Annotated in this window: 16 protein-coding genes; 5 read left to right on the forward strand and 11 right to left on the reverse strand. The window is 70.2% G+C overall.

The features are described from left to right. Positions 1–183 precede the first annotated feature (183 nt). The gene (locus V5F67_RS05505) at positions 184–1308 is read right to left on the reverse strand and encodes an NAD(P)H-dependent flavin oxidoreductase (RefSeq protein ID WP_394018411.1); all 1125 of its coding nucleotides are present in this window, start codon (positions 1306–1308) and stop codon (positions 184–186) included. 136 nt (positions 1309–1444) lie between these two features. Here V5F67_RS05505 and V5F67_RS05510 point away from each other — a divergent pair, with 136 nt between their 5' ends. Further along, positions 1445–2329, forward strand: a complete 885-nt coding sequence (locus V5F67_RS05510; protein WP_394018409.1) for a LysR substrate-binding domain-containing protein — start codon at positions 1445–1447, stop codon at positions 2327–2329. 98 nt (positions 2330–2427) lie between these two features. Beyond that, entirely contained in the window at positions 2428–3315 is an 888-nt protein-coding gene (locus V5F67_RS05515) for a DMT family transporter (RefSeq protein WP_394018407.1), read from the forward strand. Between the two features lie 64 nt (positions 3316–3379). Here the strand turns inward: V5F67_RS05515 and glyS are convergent, their stop codons facing one another. Together glyS and V5F67_RS05525 are read right to left on the reverse strand one after the other, a co-directional pair. Next, positions 3380–5524 carry a glycine--tRNA ligase subunit beta gene (glyS, locus tag V5F67_RS05520; RefSeq protein WP_394018405.1) on the reverse strand — a complete coding sequence of 715 codons (2145 nt, stop codon included), beginning with the start codon at positions 5522–5524 and terminating at the stop codon, positions 3380–3382. A 74-nt stretch (positions 5525–5598) separates the two neighbouring features. Further along, entirely contained in the window at positions 5599–6534 is a 936-nt protein-coding gene (locus V5F67_RS05525) for a glycine--tRNA ligase subunit alpha (protein ID WP_394018403.1), read from the reverse strand. Positions 6535–6748: 214 nt separating this feature from the next. Here V5F67_RS05525 and V5F67_RS05530 point away from each other — a divergent pair, with 214 nt between their 5' ends. After that, positions 6749–7120 (forward strand): hypothetical protein, encoded by a 372-nt coding sequence (locus V5F67_RS05530; RefSeq protein ID WP_394018401.1) that lies wholly within the window; start codon positions 6749–6751, stop codon positions 7118–7120. Between the two features lie 107 nt (positions 7121–7227). Here the strand turns inward: V5F67_RS05530 and V5F67_RS05535 are convergent, their stop codons facing one another. The 8 genes from V5F67_RS05535 to V5F67_RS05570 form a co-directional block, all read right to left on the reverse strand. Further along, a complete protein-coding gene (locus V5F67_RS05535) occupies positions 7228–8316 on the reverse strand; it encodes a TRAP transporter substrate-binding protein (protein ID WP_394018399.1) in 1089 nt (362 codons plus the stop codon). A gap of 147 nt (positions 8317–8463) precedes the next feature. Beyond that, positions 8464–9576 carry an Mrp/NBP35 family ATP-binding protein gene (locus V5F67_RS05540; RefSeq protein ID WP_394018397.1) on the reverse strand — a complete coding sequence of 371 codons (1113 nt, stop codon included), beginning with the start codon at positions 9574–9576 and terminating at the stop codon, positions 8464–8466. 252 nt (positions 9577–9828) lie between these two features. Further along, positions 9829–10662: a universal stress protein gene (locus tag V5F67_RS05545; RefSeq protein ID WP_394018395.1), complete on the reverse strand. Its 834-nt coding sequence runs from the start codon at positions 10660–10662 to the stop codon at positions 9829–9831. A 116-nt stretch (positions 10663–10778) separates the two neighbouring features. Continuing rightward, positions 10779–11663: a carboxylating nicotinate-nucleotide diphosphorylase gene (gene nadC / locus V5F67_RS05550; protein ID WP_394018393.1), complete on the reverse strand. Its 885-nt coding sequence runs from the start codon at positions 11661–11663 to the stop codon at positions 10779–10781. Between the two features lie 12 nt (positions 11664–11675). After that, positions 11676–13211, reverse strand: coding sequence for an L-aspartate oxidase (locus V5F67_RS05555; RefSeq protein ID WP_394018391.1), 1536 nt, complete (start codon positions 13209–13211; stop codon positions 11676–11678). Beyond that, positions 13208–14191: a quinolinate synthase NadA gene (gene nadA / locus V5F67_RS05560; protein ID WP_394018810.1), complete on the reverse strand. Its 984-nt coding sequence runs from the start codon at positions 14189–14191 to the stop codon at positions 13208–13210. The genes V5F67_RS05555 and nadA overlap by 4 nt, the downstream gene beginning before the upstream one ends. A gap of 60 nt (positions 14192–14251) precedes the next feature. Next, positions 14252–15241, reverse strand: coding sequence for an NUDIX hydrolase (locus V5F67_RS05565; protein ID WP_394018389.1), 990 nt, complete (start codon positions 15239–15241; stop codon positions 14252–14254). Between the two features lie 97 nt (positions 15242–15338). Next, positions 15339–15962 (reverse strand): TetR/AcrR family transcriptional regulator, encoded by a 624-nt coding sequence (locus V5F67_RS05570; protein WP_394018387.1) that lies wholly within the window; start codon positions 15960–15962, stop codon positions 15339–15341. Between the two features lie 315 nt (positions 15963–16277). On the opposite strand from V5F67_RS05570, the gene V5F67_RS05575 reads away from it, so the two are divergent. Together V5F67_RS05575 and V5F67_RS05580 are read left to right on the forward strand one after the other, a co-directional pair. Next, a complete protein-coding gene (locus tag V5F67_RS05575) occupies positions 16278–16814 on the forward strand; it encodes an OsmC family protein (protein WP_509210655.1) in 537 nt (178 codons plus the stop codon). A gap of 69 nt (positions 16815–16883) precedes the next feature. After that, complete coding sequence (locus V5F67_RS05580; protein ID WP_394018383.1) at positions 16884–18005, forward strand: acyl-CoA dehydrogenase family protein; 1122 nt, start codon at positions 16884–16886, stop codon at positions 18003–18005. The last annotated feature ends 20 nt before the right edge of the window (positions 18006–18025 follow it).

The raw sequence follows: 18025 nt of genomic DNA on the forward strand, positions 1-18025 counted from the left end.
GCGTCGTCTGTCGTCGTTGACAACTAGACGCGGTGGCTGGGAGTGGAGGTATCCACGTCATGGGGCCGCCGTCGTCCGGCTTCGTTTCAGGCCGTGTTCGGCCCGCGCGGCGTGGGCTTCGGCGGTCGCGTCCTCAGAGGCGGCGTGAACGATCGCTTCTGATACGGCGGCCGGGCGCCTGTCCTACCTGCTGTGCGCCGGGAGCCGGGCGAGCGCGTCCTCGGCCAGGCGCGCGACGAGATCGCCCGCGCCCATGCCCTCGTATCGCCTGGAGAGGGCGGCGGCCTGGCCGGCCCAGAGGTTGGTGAAGTCGGCGGCGCCCGCCGCCTCCGCCTTGGCCTTCAGCGGCGCCAGCGCGCCGCCGGCCAGCGGGAAGGCGGGCGCGTCCGCGCTCATGGGGCCGACCTCCCGCATCACCCGGTTCATGAGCCCGCGCGCCGGCCGGCCGGTGAACAGGTTGGTGAGCGCGGTCGCGTCGTCGCGCGCCGCGCGCAGGGCCGCCCGGTGAACCTCCGGGGTGCTGGCCTCGCGCGTGAGCAGGAAGGCGGAGCCGATCTGCACCGCGCTCGCGCCCAGCACCAGAGCGGCGGCTATGCCACGCCCGTCGGCGATGCCGCCCGCCGCGATCACGGGCACCGGCACCGCATCCGCCACCTGTGGCACCAGCGCGAAGGTGCCCGGCTGGCGCGCCATGGCTTCTTCCACATCGGCATCGAGGAAGGTGGCGCGGTGGCCGCCGGCTTCCAGCCCCATGGCGATCACCGCGTCGCAGCCCTGATCGGCAAGAAAGCGGGCCTCGGCCACGGTGGTGGCGGCCGAGATCACCTTGGCGCCGGTCGTCTTCACCCGGTCGAGCAGGGATGGCTCGGGCAGGCCGAAATGGAAGCTCACCACCTCCGGCCGCAGGCGCTCCACCACCGCGCAGAAATCGGCATCGAAGGGCGTGCGTCCGCCGGGCGGCGGGGCAAGCTCCGGGTCGAGCCCCAGCTCCACATAATAAGGCGCGAGCCGTGCTCGCCAGGCGAGCATGGCAACGGGGTCGGGCGCGGGCGGGCGGTGGGCGAAGAAATTGGCGTTGACCGGCCCGGAGGCGCCCGCGCGCACCTGGCGCAGGGCCGCCTCGAACCGGGCGAGATCGTACATGGTGCAGGGCAGGGCGCCGAGCCCGCCGGCCTGCGTCACCGCGATCGCCAGCTCCGGGGTGCCGGGTCCCGCCAGCGGCCCGAGCAGGATCGGCAGGCCGATGCCGAACAGGTCGAGCAGCCGGCGATCCGGCCACGCGGCGGCGGAGGATGGGGAAGCGGACATGGCGCGTCTCCTCGGGCGCGTTCGCCCAGGCCGCGGGATCGCGGGGCGGTGGCACCTTGTGGGCGCCTGGCAGGCGTGCAATATTTCTCAATAGAGAATAAAAATCAAATATCATTCTCCAATTTGGAACTCGACCGTGGATCTCTCCAGCCTTGACGTGTTCCGCGCCGTGGCCGCGGCCGGCAGCGTCACCCGCGCCGCCGCGGCGCTCGACCGCGCACCGTCCAACGTCACGACGCGCATCCGTTCGCTGGAGGATGACCTCGGCGCGGCGCTGTTCCTGCGCGACGGCAAGCGCATGACGCTGACCGCCGAGGGCGAGACCTTCCTCGGCTTCGCGCTCCGCCTGCTGGCGCTCGAAGCGGAGGCGCGGAGCGCGGTGCGGCCCGGCGTTCCCGCCGGCCGGCTGCGGCTCGGCGCCATGGAGAGCACGGCGGCGAGCCGGCTTCCGGCGCCGCTGGCGCGCTACCATGCGGCCTATCCCGATGTGGCGCTGGAGCTCGTCACCGGAACCAGCCGCGATCTCGCGGCCCGGGTGCGCGAGCACGATCTCGACTGCGCCCTGATTGCCGCGCTGCCGGGAGAGGAGGGCGCCACAGGTCTCGACCCCGCGCTGGAAGCGGCGCCGGTATTCGCGGAGGACCTGCTGCTGGTGGCGCCGCCGGGGCATGGCGCGATCACCGGTCCGGACGACGTCGGGCCCGACACCCTCGCCGTCTTGCCGGCGGGCTGCACCTATCGGGCGCTGGCCGAGGCCTGGCTTCAGGGTGGGCGGGCCGGCCGGAGGCCGCTGCGACGCATGGAGCTTGCATCCTACGACGCCATGCTGGCCTGCGTCGCCGCGGGCGTGGCAGTCGCGGCAGTGCCGGCCTCGGTGCTCGATCTGCGGCCGGGGCTGGCCGGCCTCGTCACCGCGCCCATCGCCCGCCTGCCGACGCTGCTGATCCGCCGGAAAGGCTACCGCTCGGCCGCCTTCGAGGCGCTGAAGGCGATGCTCGCCCCGTCGCATCAGCAAGCGTGATGGCTCCATCAGGGGAAATCGCTGTCCTTCGTTCTGCCTACCATTTAAGCAGCGCGGGCAGGTCCCGCGTCCCGCGGCCTGCTGTTCCGGAACAGCTTATGCAGCGCCGCGTCCTCCTCGGCCTTCTTCTGGGCTTCTGCGGCGTCGTCATGTTCGGCGTCACCTTGCCCATGACGCGCCTCGCCCTCGACGATCTCGGCCCCTGGTTCATCTCCTTCGGGCGGGCCACCATCGGCGGCGTGCTCGCGGTGACGCTCGTCATCGTCATGGGCCGGCCGGTGCCGCTGCGCGGGCGCACGCTCGTCGATCTCCTGGTCGCCACCGTGGCCCTGGTGTTCATATTCCCGCTGCTGATGGCCGTGGCCACGCAGACCGTGCCGGCCTCGCACGGCGGCGTGGTGCTGGGGCTGCTGCCGCTCACCACCGCGATCGCCGCCATGCTGTTCGCGGGCGAGCGCCCGAGCCTCGGCCTGATCGGCGCCAGCGCGACCGGGGCCGCCCTGATCGCCACCTTCGCGCTGCGCAACGGCGCTGGCGCCGGCCTCGGCTATGGCGACGGTCTCCTGGTGCTCGCGGTGATCGCCTGCAGCTGCGGCTACGCCGTTGCCGGACGGCTCGCGCGCACCATGACCGGATGGGAGGTGATCTGCTTCATGCTGATCCTGGCGCTGCCGGTGAACCTCATCGGCGCGCTGGCGACCTTCCCGGCGCGTGTGGAGGCGGTGGCGCCGGCCTCCTGGGCGGCGCTCGCCTATCTCGGCGTGATCAGCCAGTTCGTGGGCTTCTTCTTCTGGAACGCCGGCCTCGCCATGGGCGGCATCGCCCGCGTCGGCCAGGTCCAGCTGCTCCAGACCTTCGTCACCGTGGGCCTCGCCTGGCCCATCAACGGCGAGGTGCCGACCCTGGAAACGGTCGGCTTCGCCGTCGCCGTGGTGGCGGTGGTCGCCTTCGCCCAGCGGGCGGGACGAAAGCGGGACGCCAGGTGAAACGGCCCCCAGCGGGGCCGTCGGATCGTGCTCTAACTTACGGATAGAGAACGCGTTATCCAGGCTAGCCCTGGATCAGGTCGAAATCGGCGATGCCGCGGGTGGCGGCGCGGATTTCGTCCAGGAGCTTCAGGCGGTTCTCGCGCAGGGCGGCCTCCTTGTCGTTCACCGTCACGGCGTCGAAGAAGGCATCCACCGGGGCGCGCAGGTCGGAAAGCGCGGTCATGGCGGCCGCGAAGTCCTCCGCCGCCACGGCCTTCTTCACGCGCGCCTTCACGTCCTCGATGGCGGCGGCGAGGTGCTCCTCGGCCGGCTCCTTCAGCAGCGCGGCATTGGTGGGGCCGGTGAAGGCGCGGCCGTCCTTCTTCTCCTCGATGCGCAGGATGTTCACCGCGCGGCGATAGCCGGCCAGCAGGGTCTTCCCGTCCTCGGTGTCGAGGAAGCGCCCGAGCGCCTCCACCCGGCGGACCACCAGCAGCAGGTCGTCCTGCCCTTCGAGGGCGAACACGGCATCCACGAGGTCGTGCCGCGCGCCGCGGTCGCGGAGATAGACTTTGAGGCGGTCGGCGAAGAAGGAGAGGAGGTCGGCCAACGTCTCGAAGGTTTTATTTTTCTGATTGGATGCGCTCTCGAAATAGACACGCATGTCCATCGATCCGCCGTGACGATGGTAGTGTTGTTCAAAGCTAACGAGACAGACCTCACGAAGGTCGACCCGCAGCCCATTCTCCAGCACAATCCTAATAACCCCCAGCGCCGCCCGGCGCAGCGCATAGGGGTCCTTGCTCCCGGTGGGCTTCTCGTCGATCGCCCAGAAGCCCACCAACGTGTCGATCTTGTCCGCCAACGCCACGGCCACAGAGACCGGCGCCGTGGGCACGCGGTCGTTCGGACCTTGGGGCTTGTAATGGTCCTCGCAGGCGGCGGCGACCTCGGGGGGCAGCTTCTCGCCTTCGGCGTAATAGCGGCCCATGAGGCCCTGCAGCTCGGGGAACTCGCCCACCACCTCCGTAAGCAGGTCCGCCTTGGCAAGGCGCGCGGCCGAAGAGACGTCCGAGATGTTCGCTTTCACCACGCCGGACTCGACGAGTTGAACCGCCAGCCGCTCGATGCGCGCAATGCGCTCGGCCTGTGAGCCAAGCTTCTCGTGGAACGTTATTGACTTGAACTTCTCAAGCCGGCTGTCGAGCTTGTGCGCCCGGTCGGTGTCCCAGAAGAACTTCGCGTCGGACAGCCGCGCCCGGATCACGCGCTCGTTGCCGGCGACGATGGCCCTGCCGCCGTCCGAGGCCACGAGGTTCGAGATCAGGAGGAAGCGGTTGGCGAGGCGGCCGGTTTCGGGGTTCCGCAGCACGAAGCACTTCTGGTTGGCGCGGATGGTGGCGCGGATCACCTCGTCGGGGATGTCGAGGAAGCGCTCCTCGAACGCGCCCATGAGCACCACCGGCCATTCCACGAGGCCGCACACCTCTTCCAGCAGGCCCTCGTCCTCCACCAGTTCCAGGCCGGCGGCGAGCGCCAGGTCCTTGGCGTCGTTGAGGATGATCTGCTTGCGGCGCTCGCGGTCGGCCACCACCTTGGCGGCCTCCAGCTTCGCCATCCAGTCGTCGAGCCGCTTCACCGTGAAGGGCGTTGGCGCCATGAAGCGGTGACCGCGCGTGACGTTGGAGGCCTCGATGCCGTCCACCTCGAACCGCACCACCTCCGGCTCGTCCCCCTCGGCGCCGAAGGTGGCGACGATGGAATGGAGCGGGCGCACCCAGCGCAGGGTGCCGGAGCCCCAGCGCATGGATTTCGGCCAGGGGAAGCGGCGGATGATGTCCGGCACGATCTCGGCGATCACGTCCGGTGTCGGCAGGCCCTTCTTCTCGATCACGGCGACATAGAAGTCGCCCTTCTTCGGGTCGCTCTGGATCGTCGCCTGATCGATGGAGGCGAGCCCCGCGCTCTTCAGGAAGCCCTGGAGCGCGCCTTCCGGCGCGCCGACGCGCGGGCCCTTCTTCTCTTCCTTCTGGTCCGCCTGCCGGCCCGGCAGGCCGTGCACCGAGAGCGCGAGCCGGCGCGGCGTCACGAACGCCTTGGCGCCCTCATAGATGAGGCCGCGCTCCACCAGCGCGTCGGTGACGAGCTTCTTGAGCGCCTCCGCCGCCTGCGCCTGCATGCGGGCGGGGATTTCCTCGGAGAAGAGTTCAAGCAGGAGGTCGGGCATGGGGATTTATTCTGTTCCCGAGAGAATGTTCAGGACGCCGCGCGTGGTGGCGGCCGAGCTGCGGGGAGCGCCGCTCATGCCGCCGCCCTTCCGCCCGCCTCGGTCTTCAGCCAGGCTGCGCCGCAGGCTTTCGCCAGCTCGCGCACCTTGAGGATGTAGCTCTGGCGCTCGGTGACGGAGATGACGCCGCGCGCATCGAGCAGGTTGAAGACGTGCGAGGCCTTGATGCACTGGTCGTAGGCCGGCAGCACCATGTCGTGCCGCTCGCCCTTGTCGCCGAAGGCGAGGTACTTCTGGCAGGCGGCCTCGGCCATGCGGAACTGCTCGAACAGCATGTCGGTGTCCGCCGCCTCGAAATTGTGCCGGGAATATTCCTGCTCTGCCTGGAGGAAGACGTCGCCATAGGTGGTCTTCTCAGACCCCTCGCGGCCGTTGAAGTTCAGGTCGTAGACGTTCTCCACCCCCTGAACGTACATGGCGAGGCGCTCCAGGCCGTAGGTCAGCTCGCCCGAGACCGGGGCGCACTCGAAGCCCGCCACCTGCTGGAAATAGGTGAACTGCGACACCTCCATGCCGTCGCACCAGCATTCCCAGCCGAGGCCCCAGGCGCCCAGCGTCGGGCTCTCCCAGTCGTCCTCGACGAAGCGCACGTCGTGGAGCCGCAAATCGATGCCGATGGCCTCCAGGGACTTGAGGTAGAGCTCCTGCAGGTTCTCGGGCGAGGGCTTCAGGATCACCTGGAACTGGTAGTAGTGCTGCAGCCGGTTGGGGTTCTCGCCGTAGCGCCCGTCCTTCGGGCGGCGCGAGGGCTGCACATAGGCCGCCTTCCAGGGGCGCGGCCCGAGCGCCCGCAGGGTGGTCGCCGGATGGAACGTGCCCGCGCCCACTTCCATGTCGTAAGGCTGGAGGATGACGCAGCCCTGGTCCGCCCAGAAGCGCTGAAGCGTCAGCAACAGGGCCTGGAAGGAACGGTCGGGCCGCATGTGCGGCGGCAGAGCGGGGTCGGTCATGGTGCTCGCGGTGTTCTCCGCCGGCCCATAGGCCGGCGGCGGGACGGGGACGCCCGTCCCCGGCGCGAGGTCTCGCGCGGCGCGACCCTAGTTTCGCGGCGCGCTCGGATCAAGCGCGGGGCGTATCGGTGCCTGCGGCCGCGCTCACGCGAACCATCCGGCGGCTGCGGTGTTGGGTCAGGCAGGGGGCTCCAGAAACGAGGGAGCCGAAGAAATGAAGCGTCTTCTTGTTGCGGGCACCGTTCTTCTCGCCACCACCGGCATGGCCATGGCGCAGTCGAAGCCCAATGCCAACACCTCCACTGGTCCGGCCATGGAAGGCGGGCGCACCCAGGCGACGCCGGGCGCCAGCGCGGTCGATCCGAGCGCGGCGCCGGCCAATCCCGTTCCAAACACCCCGCAGCGCCCGAGCGGCCACACCGGCGGTGCGGTCGAGGCTGGCAAGAACCAGGCGACGCCTGGCTATGGCGGCGGTGCCGACATGAACCCGACCGGCTCGGTCAATCCGCGGCCCTCCACGCCGAACCGGCCGGACGGCCATAGCGGCGGTGCCGTCGAGGGCGGCAAGAACCAGGCGCGCCCGTAACCTTCGGCTATCGCGCGGATCGCCGCCGCGAAGCGCCCGTGCGAAACGATGGCGGCCCCGGAGCGCGCTGCTCCGGGGCCGCCATGCCGCGTGGATGGTGTGATACGTCAGCCGCGCGAGCGGGCGCGCACCATGTAGTCGTCGTAGTTGAACTCGGCGATCTGCCACCAGGTGTAGGCGTTGTTGCGGAATGCCTTGAGGTCGTTCCACACCTTGCCGAACTTGGGGTTCTCGGTCGACAGCTTCTCGTAGATCTCGTGGGACGCCTTGTAGGCCGCATCCATCACGTCGTTGGGATAGCGGCGCAGCTGGGTGCCGCTCTTCACGAGGCTCTGGATGGCGATGGGGTTCTTGGCGTCGTAGCTCGCGAGCATGCTCTCGTTGGCGCGCGCGCAGGCGGCGGTGAGGGCAGCCTGGTAGAGCGGCGGCAGGTTGTTCCACTGCGTGGTGTTGAAGAAGAAGTTGAGGGCCGCGCAGCCCTCCCACCAGCCGGGATAGTAGTAATACTTCGCGACCTTGAAGAGGCCGAGCTTCTCGTCATCATACGGGCCGACCCACTCGGCGGCGTCGATGGTGCCCTTCTCCAGCGCCGGGTAGATGTCGCCGCCGGCGAGCTGCTGCGGCACCACGCCGAGCTTGGCCATCACCTGCCCGCCCATGCCGGCGATGCGCATCTTGAGGCCGTTGAGATCTGCGACGGTCTTGATCTCCTTGCGGAACCAGCCGCCCATCTGGCCGCCGGTGTTGCCACCCGGCAGCATGTTGACGTTGTAGTCCTTGTAGAACTCGTTCATCAGCGTCAGGCCGTTGCCGAACAGGAACCAGGCATTCATCTGCCGGGTGTTCAGGGCGAACGGGATGGCGGTGCCCATGCCGAAGGTCGGGTCCTTGCCGACATAGTAATAGGACGCCGAGTGGCACATCTCGACGGTGTTGTTCTGGGTCGCGTCGAGCGCCTGGAGGCCGGGCACGATTTCGCCCGCGGCGAAGACGCGGATCTGGAACTTGCCGTCGGTGAGCTCGGAGACGGTCTTCGCCATCAGCTCGGCGGCGCCGTAGATGGTGTCGAGCGACTTCGGGAAGGACGAGGTGCAGCGCCACTTAACCTCGGGCGCGGACTGCGCGATGGCCGGCATGGCGACCGAGGAGGCAGCGACGCCCGCGGTGGCGGCGGTCAGGAATTCACGGCGTTTCATGAAGGGAGGCTCCCTAGACGATTTTGGCCGCGCACGCGGGCGCGGAACGCGCGGGCGAGGCGACATTCTCCACTTCTAGTGTGCCCGTCCCTGATAGGGAAGCATCCTTGCCGGTACGACCTTAGTCGTAGAGGGGCCCCGCGCCGGCTATTCGATCACGATGCGCGGAGCCTTGCGCGCCGCGCCGCTCGCGCGCTCCAGCGCCGCCTTCACCTCGCGCGCCACCGCGCGGTAGGCGCCCGCCTCCGCGCCCTCAGGGTCCGCCACCAGCACCGGCAGGCCGGCGTCCGACATCTCGCGGATGCGCATGTGCAGCGGGATCTCGCCGAGGAACGGCACGCCGAGCTTGTCCGCCTCCGCGTGCGCGCCGCCATGGCCGAAGATCTCCGAGCGCGTGCCGCAGTGCGGGCACACGAAATAGGCCATGTTCTCCACCACGCCGAGGATCGGCACGTTGACGCGCTGGAACATGGCGACGCCGCGCCGGGCATCGATCAAGGCAAGGTCCTGGGGCGTCGAGACGATGACGGCTCCGGCGAGGTTCACCTGCTGCGCCATGGTGAGCTGCGCGTCGCCGGTGCCGGGCGGCATGTCCACCACCAGCACGTCGAGCGGGCCCCACTTCACCTCGCGCAGCATCTGCGAGATCGCGGACATGACCATGGGTCCGCGCCAGATCATCGGCGTCTCTTCCTCGACGAGGAAGCCGATGGACATCAGCTGGAGCCCGAAATTCTCCAGCGGCAGCATGGTCTTGCCATCCACCAGCTCGGGCTTCCGGGCAACGCCCGACAGGCGTGGCACCGAGGGGCCGTAGATGTCGGCATCGAGCAGGCCCACCTTCAGGCCGAGGTCGCGCAGCCCGAGCGCGAGATTGATGGAGAGCGTCGACTTCCCGACACCGCCCTTGCCCGAGGCCACCGCGATGATGGACTTCACTCCCGGCACTTCGATGGCGCGGCCCGGCGACGGTGCGCCGGGCGCGGGCGGCGGCCCGGGGCGGGCCGAAGCCTTGCGCTCGGCGGTGAGCGTGACCAGCGCCGAAGCGACGCCCGGCAGCGCACGCACCGCCGCCTCCGCAGCGCCGCGAACGCTTTCCCACGCCCGCGCCTGGGCCTCGTCGATATTGATGGACAGATAGACCTTGCCGCTGGTGACGACGATGCCGGCGAGCGCCGGGGAGGCGGAAAGCGGAACGCCCTCGGGCGTGCGCACCTTGGCGAGGGCGCTACGCACGAGGTCTTCGGTCATGTCGGCCATGGTCGTCTCCCTCGGGCTGTCGCCGTGCTGGCGCGCTGGCGGGCTGGGCGGCACCCGGAACTGGTGTCCCTGCTTCGCACGGGATCGACCGGATGCAAAGCCCCTGCCGGGAGGCGCCGTCAGTCCGCGCTCGCGGCGCGCCGCCCGGTGGATTCGGCCGGCATGTGCGCCGCGGCAGGGAAGAGAGCTTCACGTTCGCGCCCCTTCTCCCGCGAGGGGAGAGGGCCGCGCGACGTCCTGTTCCGGCTGCCGTCAGTGATAGATGAACAGCGGGCAGGGCGGGTTCTCCACCAGCTTGCCGGTGCTGGAACCGAAAAGCATTTCCTTCAGCCCGCGATGGCCGTAGCAGCCCATCACCAGGGTGCTGGCCTTGCGCGCCTCCGCCTCCAGGTGCAGGACCTCGGAGGGATCGACGCGGGTGGTCAGCGGCAGTTCGCTCGCCTCGTAGCCGTGGGCGCGCAGATAGGAGCCGGCGGCAACCGCCATTCGCGCCGCCTCGTCCCGGCTGGGATCGATGCTCACCACGAGCGCGGGCTGGTTGCGCCCGGTGCCCAGCAGCACGAACATCTGCAGCGCGCGCATGGCGGGCAGGCTGCCGTCGTAGGCGATCAGGCTGATCTCTCCCTCCGGTGCTTCGTCGCCGCACACCACCACGGGACGCGGCGTCTTGGCGAGGAGCGACGACAGGAGATCGGGCAGCGGCGAGGAGAGCGTGCCCTGGAAGGCGGTGTCGCAGCCGGTCACCAGCAGGTCGCGGGCCTCGGAGGCAGCCACCAGCGCCTCCATGGGGTCGCCCTCGAACGAGAGCCAGTCCAGCGGCAGCCCGTTGCGGGCGCATTCGGCCTCGTAGGCGGCATGCAGCCGCACTTGGGCGGCGTCGGCGTCCGCGCGCATGCCCTGCTCCAGCTTCATCTGGAAAGCCGCCGCGCCAGCCCGCCCGAGCGACGGCACACGCAGCGCGGCGAGATCGATGCCCGCAAGACCCGACAGGCTTGCCCCTCTGGTCCGCGCCAGACGGAAGGCATAGTCACGCGCCGCGACCGACGAAACCGATTCACCGAGCAGAACCAGGACGCGCTTGAGCATGAAGTCCCCCCCTCCGGGCGTTGCGGCGCCGGTTCGGCGCATTGGATGAGGGGACTTTAGGGAAGCACCCGGCGAAGGCAACCGAATGGATCAACGCAAGGCGGTTTGCGCCGCCCTCAGCCGGCGAAATCGAGCCCGAGGTCGAGGATCGGCGCGCTGTGGGTGAGCCAGCCCACCGAGATCAGGTCCACGCCGCTGGCGGCGATGGCGGGTGCGCTCTCGCGGGTCACGCGGCCGGAAGCCTCGGTGAGCATGCGCCCGTCCACCATCCTCACGGCCTCGGCGAGCATGTCCGGCGTCATGTTGTCGAGCAGCACCGCGTCGACCTTCAGCGCCAGCAGTTCCTCCAGCTGGGCGAGGGTGTCCACCTCGATCTCGATCTTCACCATGTGGCCCACCTGGGCGCGCAGGCGCTCGCAGGCGGGGCGGATGCCGCCGGCGATGGCGATGTGGTTGTCCTTCACCAGCACCGCGTCGTCGAGGCCGAAGCGGTGGTTGGACCCGCCGCCGGCGCGCACCGCATACTTTTCCAGGGCCCGGAGGCCGGGGGTGGTCTTGCGGGTGCAGGCGATGGTGGCCTTGTGGCCCTTCACCGCCGCCACCAGGCCGGCTGTGGCGCTGGCGATGCCGGAGAGGCGGCACAACAGGTTCAGCGCCGTGCGCTCGGCGGTGAGGATGGTGCGCGCCGGCCCTTCCACGGTCGCGACCAGGTCGCCGGCCGCGAGCGCGTCGCCGTCGCGGGCGGCGGGGGTGAAGGCGACCGTGCCGTCCATGAGCGTGAAGGCCAGGCGGGCGGCGTCGAGGCCGGCGAGCACGCCCGCCTGCCGGGCGCGCAGCTCGGTGCGGGCGCGGGCTGCGGCCGGAACCACCGTGTCGGTGGTGAGATCGCCGGCGCGGCCGAGATCCTCCAGCAGCGCCATGCGCACGATGGGCTCGACCATGAGGATGGGGAGGGGGGAAAGTTCGCGGGCGGCGACGGGTGCGGTCGTGTGCGCATTCATGGCGGTGGGCCTTCAGTGCGAGAGCGCGGGCGCGTGGGCGGCGGTCAACGCGGCGTCGAGGGTGAGGCGGGTGTGGCGCGCCTCGGCGGCGCGGCGGGGGTGATCGGTGCGCATGTGGGCGCCGCGGCTCTCGCGCCGCTCCAGCGCGCTCACCGCCATGACGAGGCCCACGAGGGCGGCATCGCCCACCGGGCCGGCGCTCTCGGCGAGCGGCAGCAGGCGCACGGCGGCGCAGGCGAGGCCGTCGCCGTCACGCTCCACGCCCAGGTGGCGCGACAGAAGCGGGCGCACCGCCTCGGCGCTCGGGCGGGGCGCCGGCGCCGGTTCCGTCCGCGGCCTAGAAGCGTGGAGGCCCGGGTGGGCCATGCTCGATGCCGCCTCGCGGGCGCAGGCCACCGCCTCAAGCAGCGAGTTGCTGGCGAGCCGGTTGGCGCCGTGGAGCCCGGTGGAGGCGACCTCGCCCACCGCCCACAGCCCGGAAACCGAGCTGCGGCCGGCACCATCCACCTCGATGCCGCCCATATGGTAGTGCGCCGCCGGCCGGATCGGCAGCAGATCGCGCGCCGGGTCGAGCCCGGCCGCTTGGCACAAGGCGGCGACGGCGGGAAAGCGCGTGGCGAAGCGCGGCCCGAGGCTCGCGCGGGCGTCGAGAAACACCTGCCGCCCCGCCGCCAGTTCCGCCCACACCGCGCGGGCCACCACGTCGCGGGGCGCAAGCTCCGCGCCGGAAACGTCGGCAAGGAAGCGTTCGCCGCGATCATTCACCAGCAGCGCGCCTTCCCCGCGCACCGCCTCGCTGACGAGCGGCATGCCGCCCGAGCCAGCGCGGCCCACGGCCAGCGCGGTGGGGTGGAACTGCACCATCTCCATGTCGCGCAGCACCGCGCCGGCGCGGGCCGCGAGCGCGAGGCCCTGGCCGAAGGAGGACGGGGGATTGGTGGTGTGGGCGAACAGCCCGCCGAGGCCGCCCGTGGCGAGCGCCACGCGCGCCGTTTCGAGGATGAAGGCGCCCCTCGGGCCTGCCGCGAGCAGCCCGGCGACGCGACCGTCCGCCACCAGCAGGCGCCGCGCCTCGACATGCTCGATCACGGTGACGGAGGGCGTGCGCCGTACCGCGGCGGCGAGCGCGCGCACCAGCTCGCGCCCGGTGCCGTCGCCGTCCGCATGGGCGATGCGGCGGCGGCTGTGGGCGGCCTCCAGCCCGAGCGCGATGCGTCCGTGGACGTCGCGGTCAAAGCGCGCGCCGAGGTCCATGAGGTCGGCCACCGCGTCCTTGGCACGGGAGAGGATGAGCCGCGCGGCGGTTTCGTCCACCAGCCCATCGCCGGCGGCGAGCGTGTCCTGAAGGTGCAGTTCCGCGTCGTCGTCCTCGCCGAGCGCGGCGGCAAGGCCGCCCTGCGCCCAGGGGCTGGAGGCGAGGTCGCCCAACGGCGCCTTGGTCACGAGCACCACCGGCTCGGGCGCGAGGAAGAGGGCGGTGGCGAGCCCGGCGATGCCGCTGCCGACCACCACCGGCCGGCCGGCGAGGTCGGGGGCACGCGTGGTCACAGCGCCAGCATCCGCGTGACCGAGGCGCGGGCGCGCTCGGCGATGGCGGGGTCGATGGTGACCTCGTGAAGGTTGTCCTCCAGCGCCGCGCGGATGTTCGGCAGCGTGATCTTCTTCATGTGCGGGCAGAGGTTGCAGGGGCGCACGAAGTCGATGTCGGGATACTTCACGGCGACGTTGTCGCTCATGGAGCATTCGGTCAGCAGCACCACGCGGGCGGGGCGCTTGTCGCCCACATAGTCGGCCATGGCGGCGGTGGAGCCGGCGAAGTCGGCTTCGGCCACCACATCCGGCGGGCATTCAGGATGCACCAGCACGGTGACGCCCGGATGGCCGGCACGCAGCTCGCGCACATCCGCGGCCGTGAAGCGCTCATGCACCTCGCACTGGCCGGCCCAGGCGACGATCTCGACATGCGTCTCGGCCGCCACGTTCTTCGCCAGGTATTGGTCCGGCAGCATGATGACCTTGGGCACGCCGAGGCCCTCGACGATCTTCTTCGCGTTGCCGGAGGTGCAGCAGATGTCCACCTCGGCCTTCACCGCGGCGGACGTGTTCACATAGGCGATCACCGGGACGCCGGGATGGGCCTGCCGCATCAGCCGCACGTCGGCGGGGGTGATGGAATCGGCGAGCGAGCAGCCGGCGCCGGTGTCGGGAATGAGCACGGTCTTCGACGGGTTCAGGAGCTTCGCCGTCTCGGCCATGAAATAGACGCCGGCGAGCACGATCACGTCGGCCTGCGCCGTCATCGCCTCGCGCGCCAAAGCGAGGCTGTCGCCGACGATGTCGGCGACGCCGTGGAAGATTTCCGGCGTCTGGTAGTTGTGGGCGAGGATCACCGCGTTCCGCTCGCGCTTCAGGCGCCAGATGGCCTCCACGTCGTCGGCGAACAGCGCCCAGTCGGCGGGGGGCACCACGCGGCGGACCTTCTCGTAGAGCGCCGTGGTACGGGAAAAGCTGTCGGGAAGCGCGAGCATCATATCTATACTCACATTGAGCATATATCTGCTATATGCTTATCCTGAGCATAATCCCTGTCAAGTGCGCGCGAGAGGAACTTTCGTGCCCGCCACCGCCCGCTCGACCACGACGCCATGGCGGAAGCGGAAGAGTTTGGCTGGCCGGCCAACGGCTTCCGAGGTGGTGGCGCCGGTTTCCTCCACCAACTCCTGCTGCTCGACGAGGCGGCGGAAATTTTGCTTGTGCACCGCACGCCCCGCCAGAGCCTCCACGCAGCGCTGGAGCTGAAGCAACGTGAAGGTGGGCGGCATCAGCTCGAACACCACCGGGCGGTACTTGATCTTGGCCCTCAGGCGGGCGATGCCGGTGGCGAGGATGCGCCGGTGGTCGGCGAACATGGCCCGGCCGGCGAGCGTCTCGCCCGGCTTGGCGCGGCTGCGGCAGCTCTCCGCCACGAGGCCGGCCTCGTAGAGCAGCTCATAGCGCTGGAGTGCCAGTTCGTCGTTCCAGGCATGGCCCTCGAGGGCGAAGGTCACGCGCGCCCGCTCGAGCCGGTCGGCGCGCTTCGGCCCGCTCTCGGCCTGCGCCCATTCCATGAGGCGGGGGGCGATGGCTTTGCCGATCATCGCCGGCTCGCCGGCGCGATGGTCCTCCCATGGGAAGTAGTCGTACCATGAGCGCCACCCGCCCTCGGCCGGCTCGCGCTGGCGGGTGAGGCCGAGATAGGAGATGGAGATGGTGCGCGCCTCGCTCTCCTCGCCGGTGCGATCCTTGTCGGCGAAGGTGTAGAGCTGCTCCACATAGCCGAGTGGATGGTGGGTCTGCTGCTCCACCCAGTCGCGCAGGCCCGCCTGGAGCGAGCGGTGCGCCACCTCGAACGGACCTGAGGGCAGCGCGTGGCCCTCGTCGCGCGTCATCACCCGCGGCTCGCCACCGGCCACCGCCACCAGCACGGCGGTGAGCTCGACCTTGATCGCATGCCCCGCCCTGGCGGTGGGTTCCGACCCCGCGGTTTGCACCGTCTTCGTGACCGTCTTCGTGGCCTGGCCGCGCTTGGCGCTCGACATGAAGCTCCTGAAGGGTTGGCCCGCTGGTCCGTCCGGACCCGGTGAGCCGTTGATAGCACAGGCTCCCGGGGCGCGGAACGCGCTGTTGGTCGAAGCCTCAGGCCGCCTCGGCGGCAAGCGGGCGCAGCAGCGCGTCCGCGGTCTCGCCGGCCAGCAAAGCGACATTGGCATCCTTGGTGATCATGGCGGCGACGATTGCCCCGTCGATGAGCAGGCCCAACTGGTGGGCAAGCCCGCCGGGATCGCGCGCGCCCGCCTCCTCGGCGAGCTTGCCGAGGGTCTCCAGCACCACCTTCTTGTGGGCGAGGGCGATCTGGCGCATGCGGTCGTCGCGCTTGTCGGTCTCCGCAACGGCATTGATGAAGGGGCAGCCGAAGAAGGCGTCGTCGCAGAACCACTGGCGCAGCACCGGGAAGATGCGCTTGAGCCGCGCCACCGGCGCCGCCTCGCCCCGGGCGAGCTCGCCGAGGAACCAGTCTCGCCAGGCAGCGCCCTCGCGCTCCAGCACCGCCTCCACCAGCCTCTCCTTGGAGCCGAACGCCTTGTAGAGGGTCGCCTTGGCGGTGCCGGCCTCGGCCACCACCGCATCCACCCCCACGGCGGTGATGCCGTACTGGCAGAACAGGCGCGTCGCGGCGTCCATCAGGCGTTCGCGCGCCGAGGCGTCGGCGCCCTCCTGCGGGGTGCTCCTGGCCTTGTGGGGGTTGAAGGTGATCGTCATCTGCCTGCGCCCGCTGCCTGGGTGTCGTCCTGCCCGTTATGGGGGCAACTTTTGACCAGGAGCTGATCTTGTGCCCGATCTGCGGGCAATAAGACAGACCTGTCTGACTGATTCATGCGAAGATCATGCCGGATTTCCCCCGGCATCGCGAGTACCAAATCCTGACCGCTCCATGGAATTTCGCCGGGTCGACATTTCCGGGCGTCACGTCGGACGTATTGGCATGCTCCCTGCATTAGACAGACCGGTCTGTCTTTAGACGCGCCCAAGGAGATCGAGATGTCAGCACCCCAGACCGCCCTTACGGGCTGCCTCATGCCGGAGCAGACCGCGCCCACCGGCTGCCTCGCCCCCATCGACAAGGACGGGCTCGAGAAGCTCATCGCGGCCGGCAAGGCGGATCCCAGGGTCATCAAGACCCTGAAGTGCAAGACCGTGGCCGAGGGCCGCTTCCGGCACGCCAACTATATCCGCAACCTCGCCCCCTATATCGTCGACGAGCCCCCGGGCCTGCTCGGCGACGACACCGCGCCGAACCCCTCGGAGGCGTCCCTCGCCGCGCTCGGCTCCTGCCTCGCGGTCGGCCTCCATGCCAATGCGGTGCATCGCGGCTGGACCGTCCGCAAGCTGGAGCTCCAGCTGGAGGGCGACCTCAACATCACCGCCGTGTGGGGCACCGGAGACGTCAGCGAGAAGCCGGTCGGCTTCACCGACGTGCGCGTCAAGGTCGACATGGAGTGCGACGGCGTGCCGAAGGAGGAGATCGACGCGCTCATCGCCCACGTCACCAAGTGGTCGCCGGTGGCCAACACCTTCGTGCGCCCGGTGAATCTCGAAGTGGCGCTGGGCTGAGGCCCGCCGCCTGCCGACAGACCGCGGCCGGCCCCGGCCGGCCGCTCGCCCGAACCTGGAGGGACCTCAATGCTCGCCGCGACCCTTGCCGCCACCGAACCCGCGATCCCGGCCGAGGCATCGCCCGCCGAGGTGCTGGCCGAGGTCGCCCGCATCTGCGCGTCCGACCTCGCGCCGGCGGCACGCGCCATCGACGAGGGCGCCTATCCCGGCGACATCCTGCGCAGCTTCGCCCGCGCCGGCGCGTTCGGCCTCCATGCCCGCGCCGGCGGCTCGCTGAACGACGCCGTCGCCGCCATGACGGCCATGTCGCAGACCTGCGTCTCCACCGGCTTCATGGCCTGGTGCCAGAACACGCTCGCCTGGTACCTGATGATGTCCGACAACGCGGCGCTGCGCGCGCGCCTGCTGCCGAAGGTGGTCAGCGGGGAGGTGCTCGGCGGCACCGGCCTGTCCAACCCCATGAAGTCGTTCTTCGGCATCGAGACCCTGAAGCTGCGCGGCAAAAGGGTCGACGGCGGCTACAGGGTCAAGGGCCTTCTCCCCTGGGTGTCGAACCTCGGTCCCGACCATTACTTCGGCGCCGTGTTCGCGCTGGAGGGCCGCGAGGATCAACCGGTGATGGCGCTCATCGACTGCGCCGACCCGGCGGTGACGCTGAAGCCCTGTGAGCCCTTCCTCGCCATGGACGGCACCGGCACCTACGGCGTGCAGGTGCGCGACCTGTTCATTCCGGACGACTTGGTGCTGGCGCACGAGGCCATGCCGTTCGTGAAGAAGATGCGGGCTGGCTTCATCCTGCTGCAGGCCGGCATGGCCTTCGGCCTGATGCGCGATTGTCTTGCCATGATCGGCGAGGTGGAGGGCCAGCTCGGCCACGTGAACCGCTTTCTGCCCATGCAGGCGGACGATCTCGCCAATGAGATCAAGGCCCTGGAGGCCGAGGTTGCGGCCCTGTGCGCGAGCCCGGACGATCCGTCTCCCGGCTATTTCCGCCGCGTGGTGGCGGCGCGTCTCGCCGCCGGCGACGCCAGCGTCGCGGCGGCGCACGCGGCGATGCTCCATTGCGGCGCGCGGGGCTACGTCGCTGCCCACCGCTGCCAGCGGCGCCTGCGCGAATCCTACTTCGTCGCCATCGTCACGCCCGCCACCAAGCAACTGCGTCTGATGCTCGACCAGCTTCCGGCCTGACCCGCCGGCACATCGAACCG

The sequence above is a fragment of the Xanthobacter pseudotagetidis genome (genome assembly GCF_043194795.2).
GTDB classification, from domain to species: domain Bacteria; phylum Pseudomonadota; class Alphaproteobacteria; order Rhizobiales; family Xanthobacteraceae; genus Xanthobacter; species Xanthobacter tagetidis_A.

Coding starts and splice junctions, on each gene's coding strand:
- V5F67_RS05505 (WP_394018411.1), bottom strand. CDS start 1,308: ATGTCCGCTTCCCCATCCTCCGCCGCCGCGTGGCCGGATCGCCGGCTG.
- V5F67_RS05515 (WP_394018407.1), top strand. CDS start 2,428: ATGCAGCGCCGCGTCCTCCTCGGCCTTCTTCTGGGCTTCTGCGGCGTC.
- glyS (WP_394018405.1), bottom strand. CDS start 5,524: ATGCCCGACCTCCTGCTTGAACTCTTCTCCGAGGAAATCCCCGCCCGC.
- V5F67_RS05525 (WP_394018403.1), bottom strand. CDS start 6,534: ATGACCGACCCCGCTCTGCCGCCGCACATGCGGCCCGACCGTTCCTTC.
- V5F67_RS05530 (WP_394018401.1), top strand. CDS start 6,749: ATGAAGCGTCTTCTTGTTGCGGGCACCGTTCTTCTCGCCACCACCGGC.
- V5F67_RS05535 (WP_394018399.1), bottom strand. CDS start 8,316: ATGAAACGCCGTGAATTCCTGACCGCCGCCACCGCGGGCGTCGCTGCC.
- V5F67_RS05540 (WP_394018397.1), bottom strand. CDS start 9,576: ATGGCCGACATGACCGAAGACCTCGTGCGTAGCGCCCTCGCCAAGGTG.
- V5F67_RS05545 (WP_394018395.1), bottom strand. CDS start 10,662: ATGCTCAAGCGCGTCCTGGTTCTGCTCGGTGAATCGGTTTCGTCGGTC.
- nadC (WP_394018393.1), bottom strand. CDS start 11,663: ATGAATGCGCACACGACCGCACCCGTCGCCGCCCGCGAACTTTCCCCC.
- nadA (WP_394018810.1), bottom strand. CDS start 14,191: ATGCTCGCGCTTCCCGACAGCTTTTCCCGTACCACGGCGCTCTACGAG.
- V5F67_RS05565 (WP_394018389.1), bottom strand. CDS start 15,241: ATGTCGAGCGCCAAGCGCGGCCAGGCCACGAAGACGGTCACGAAGACG.
- V5F67_RS05570 (WP_394018387.1), bottom strand. CDS start 15,962: ATGACGATCACCTTCAACCCCCACAAGGCCAGGAGCACCCCGCAGGAG.
- V5F67_RS05575 (WP_509210655.1), top strand. CDS start 16,278: ATGCCGGAGCAGACCGCGCCCACCGGCTGCCTCGCCCCCATCGACAAG.
- V5F67_RS05580 (WP_394018383.1), top strand. CDS start 16,884: ATGCTCGCCGCGACCCTTGCCGCCACCGAACCCGCGATCCCGGCCGAG.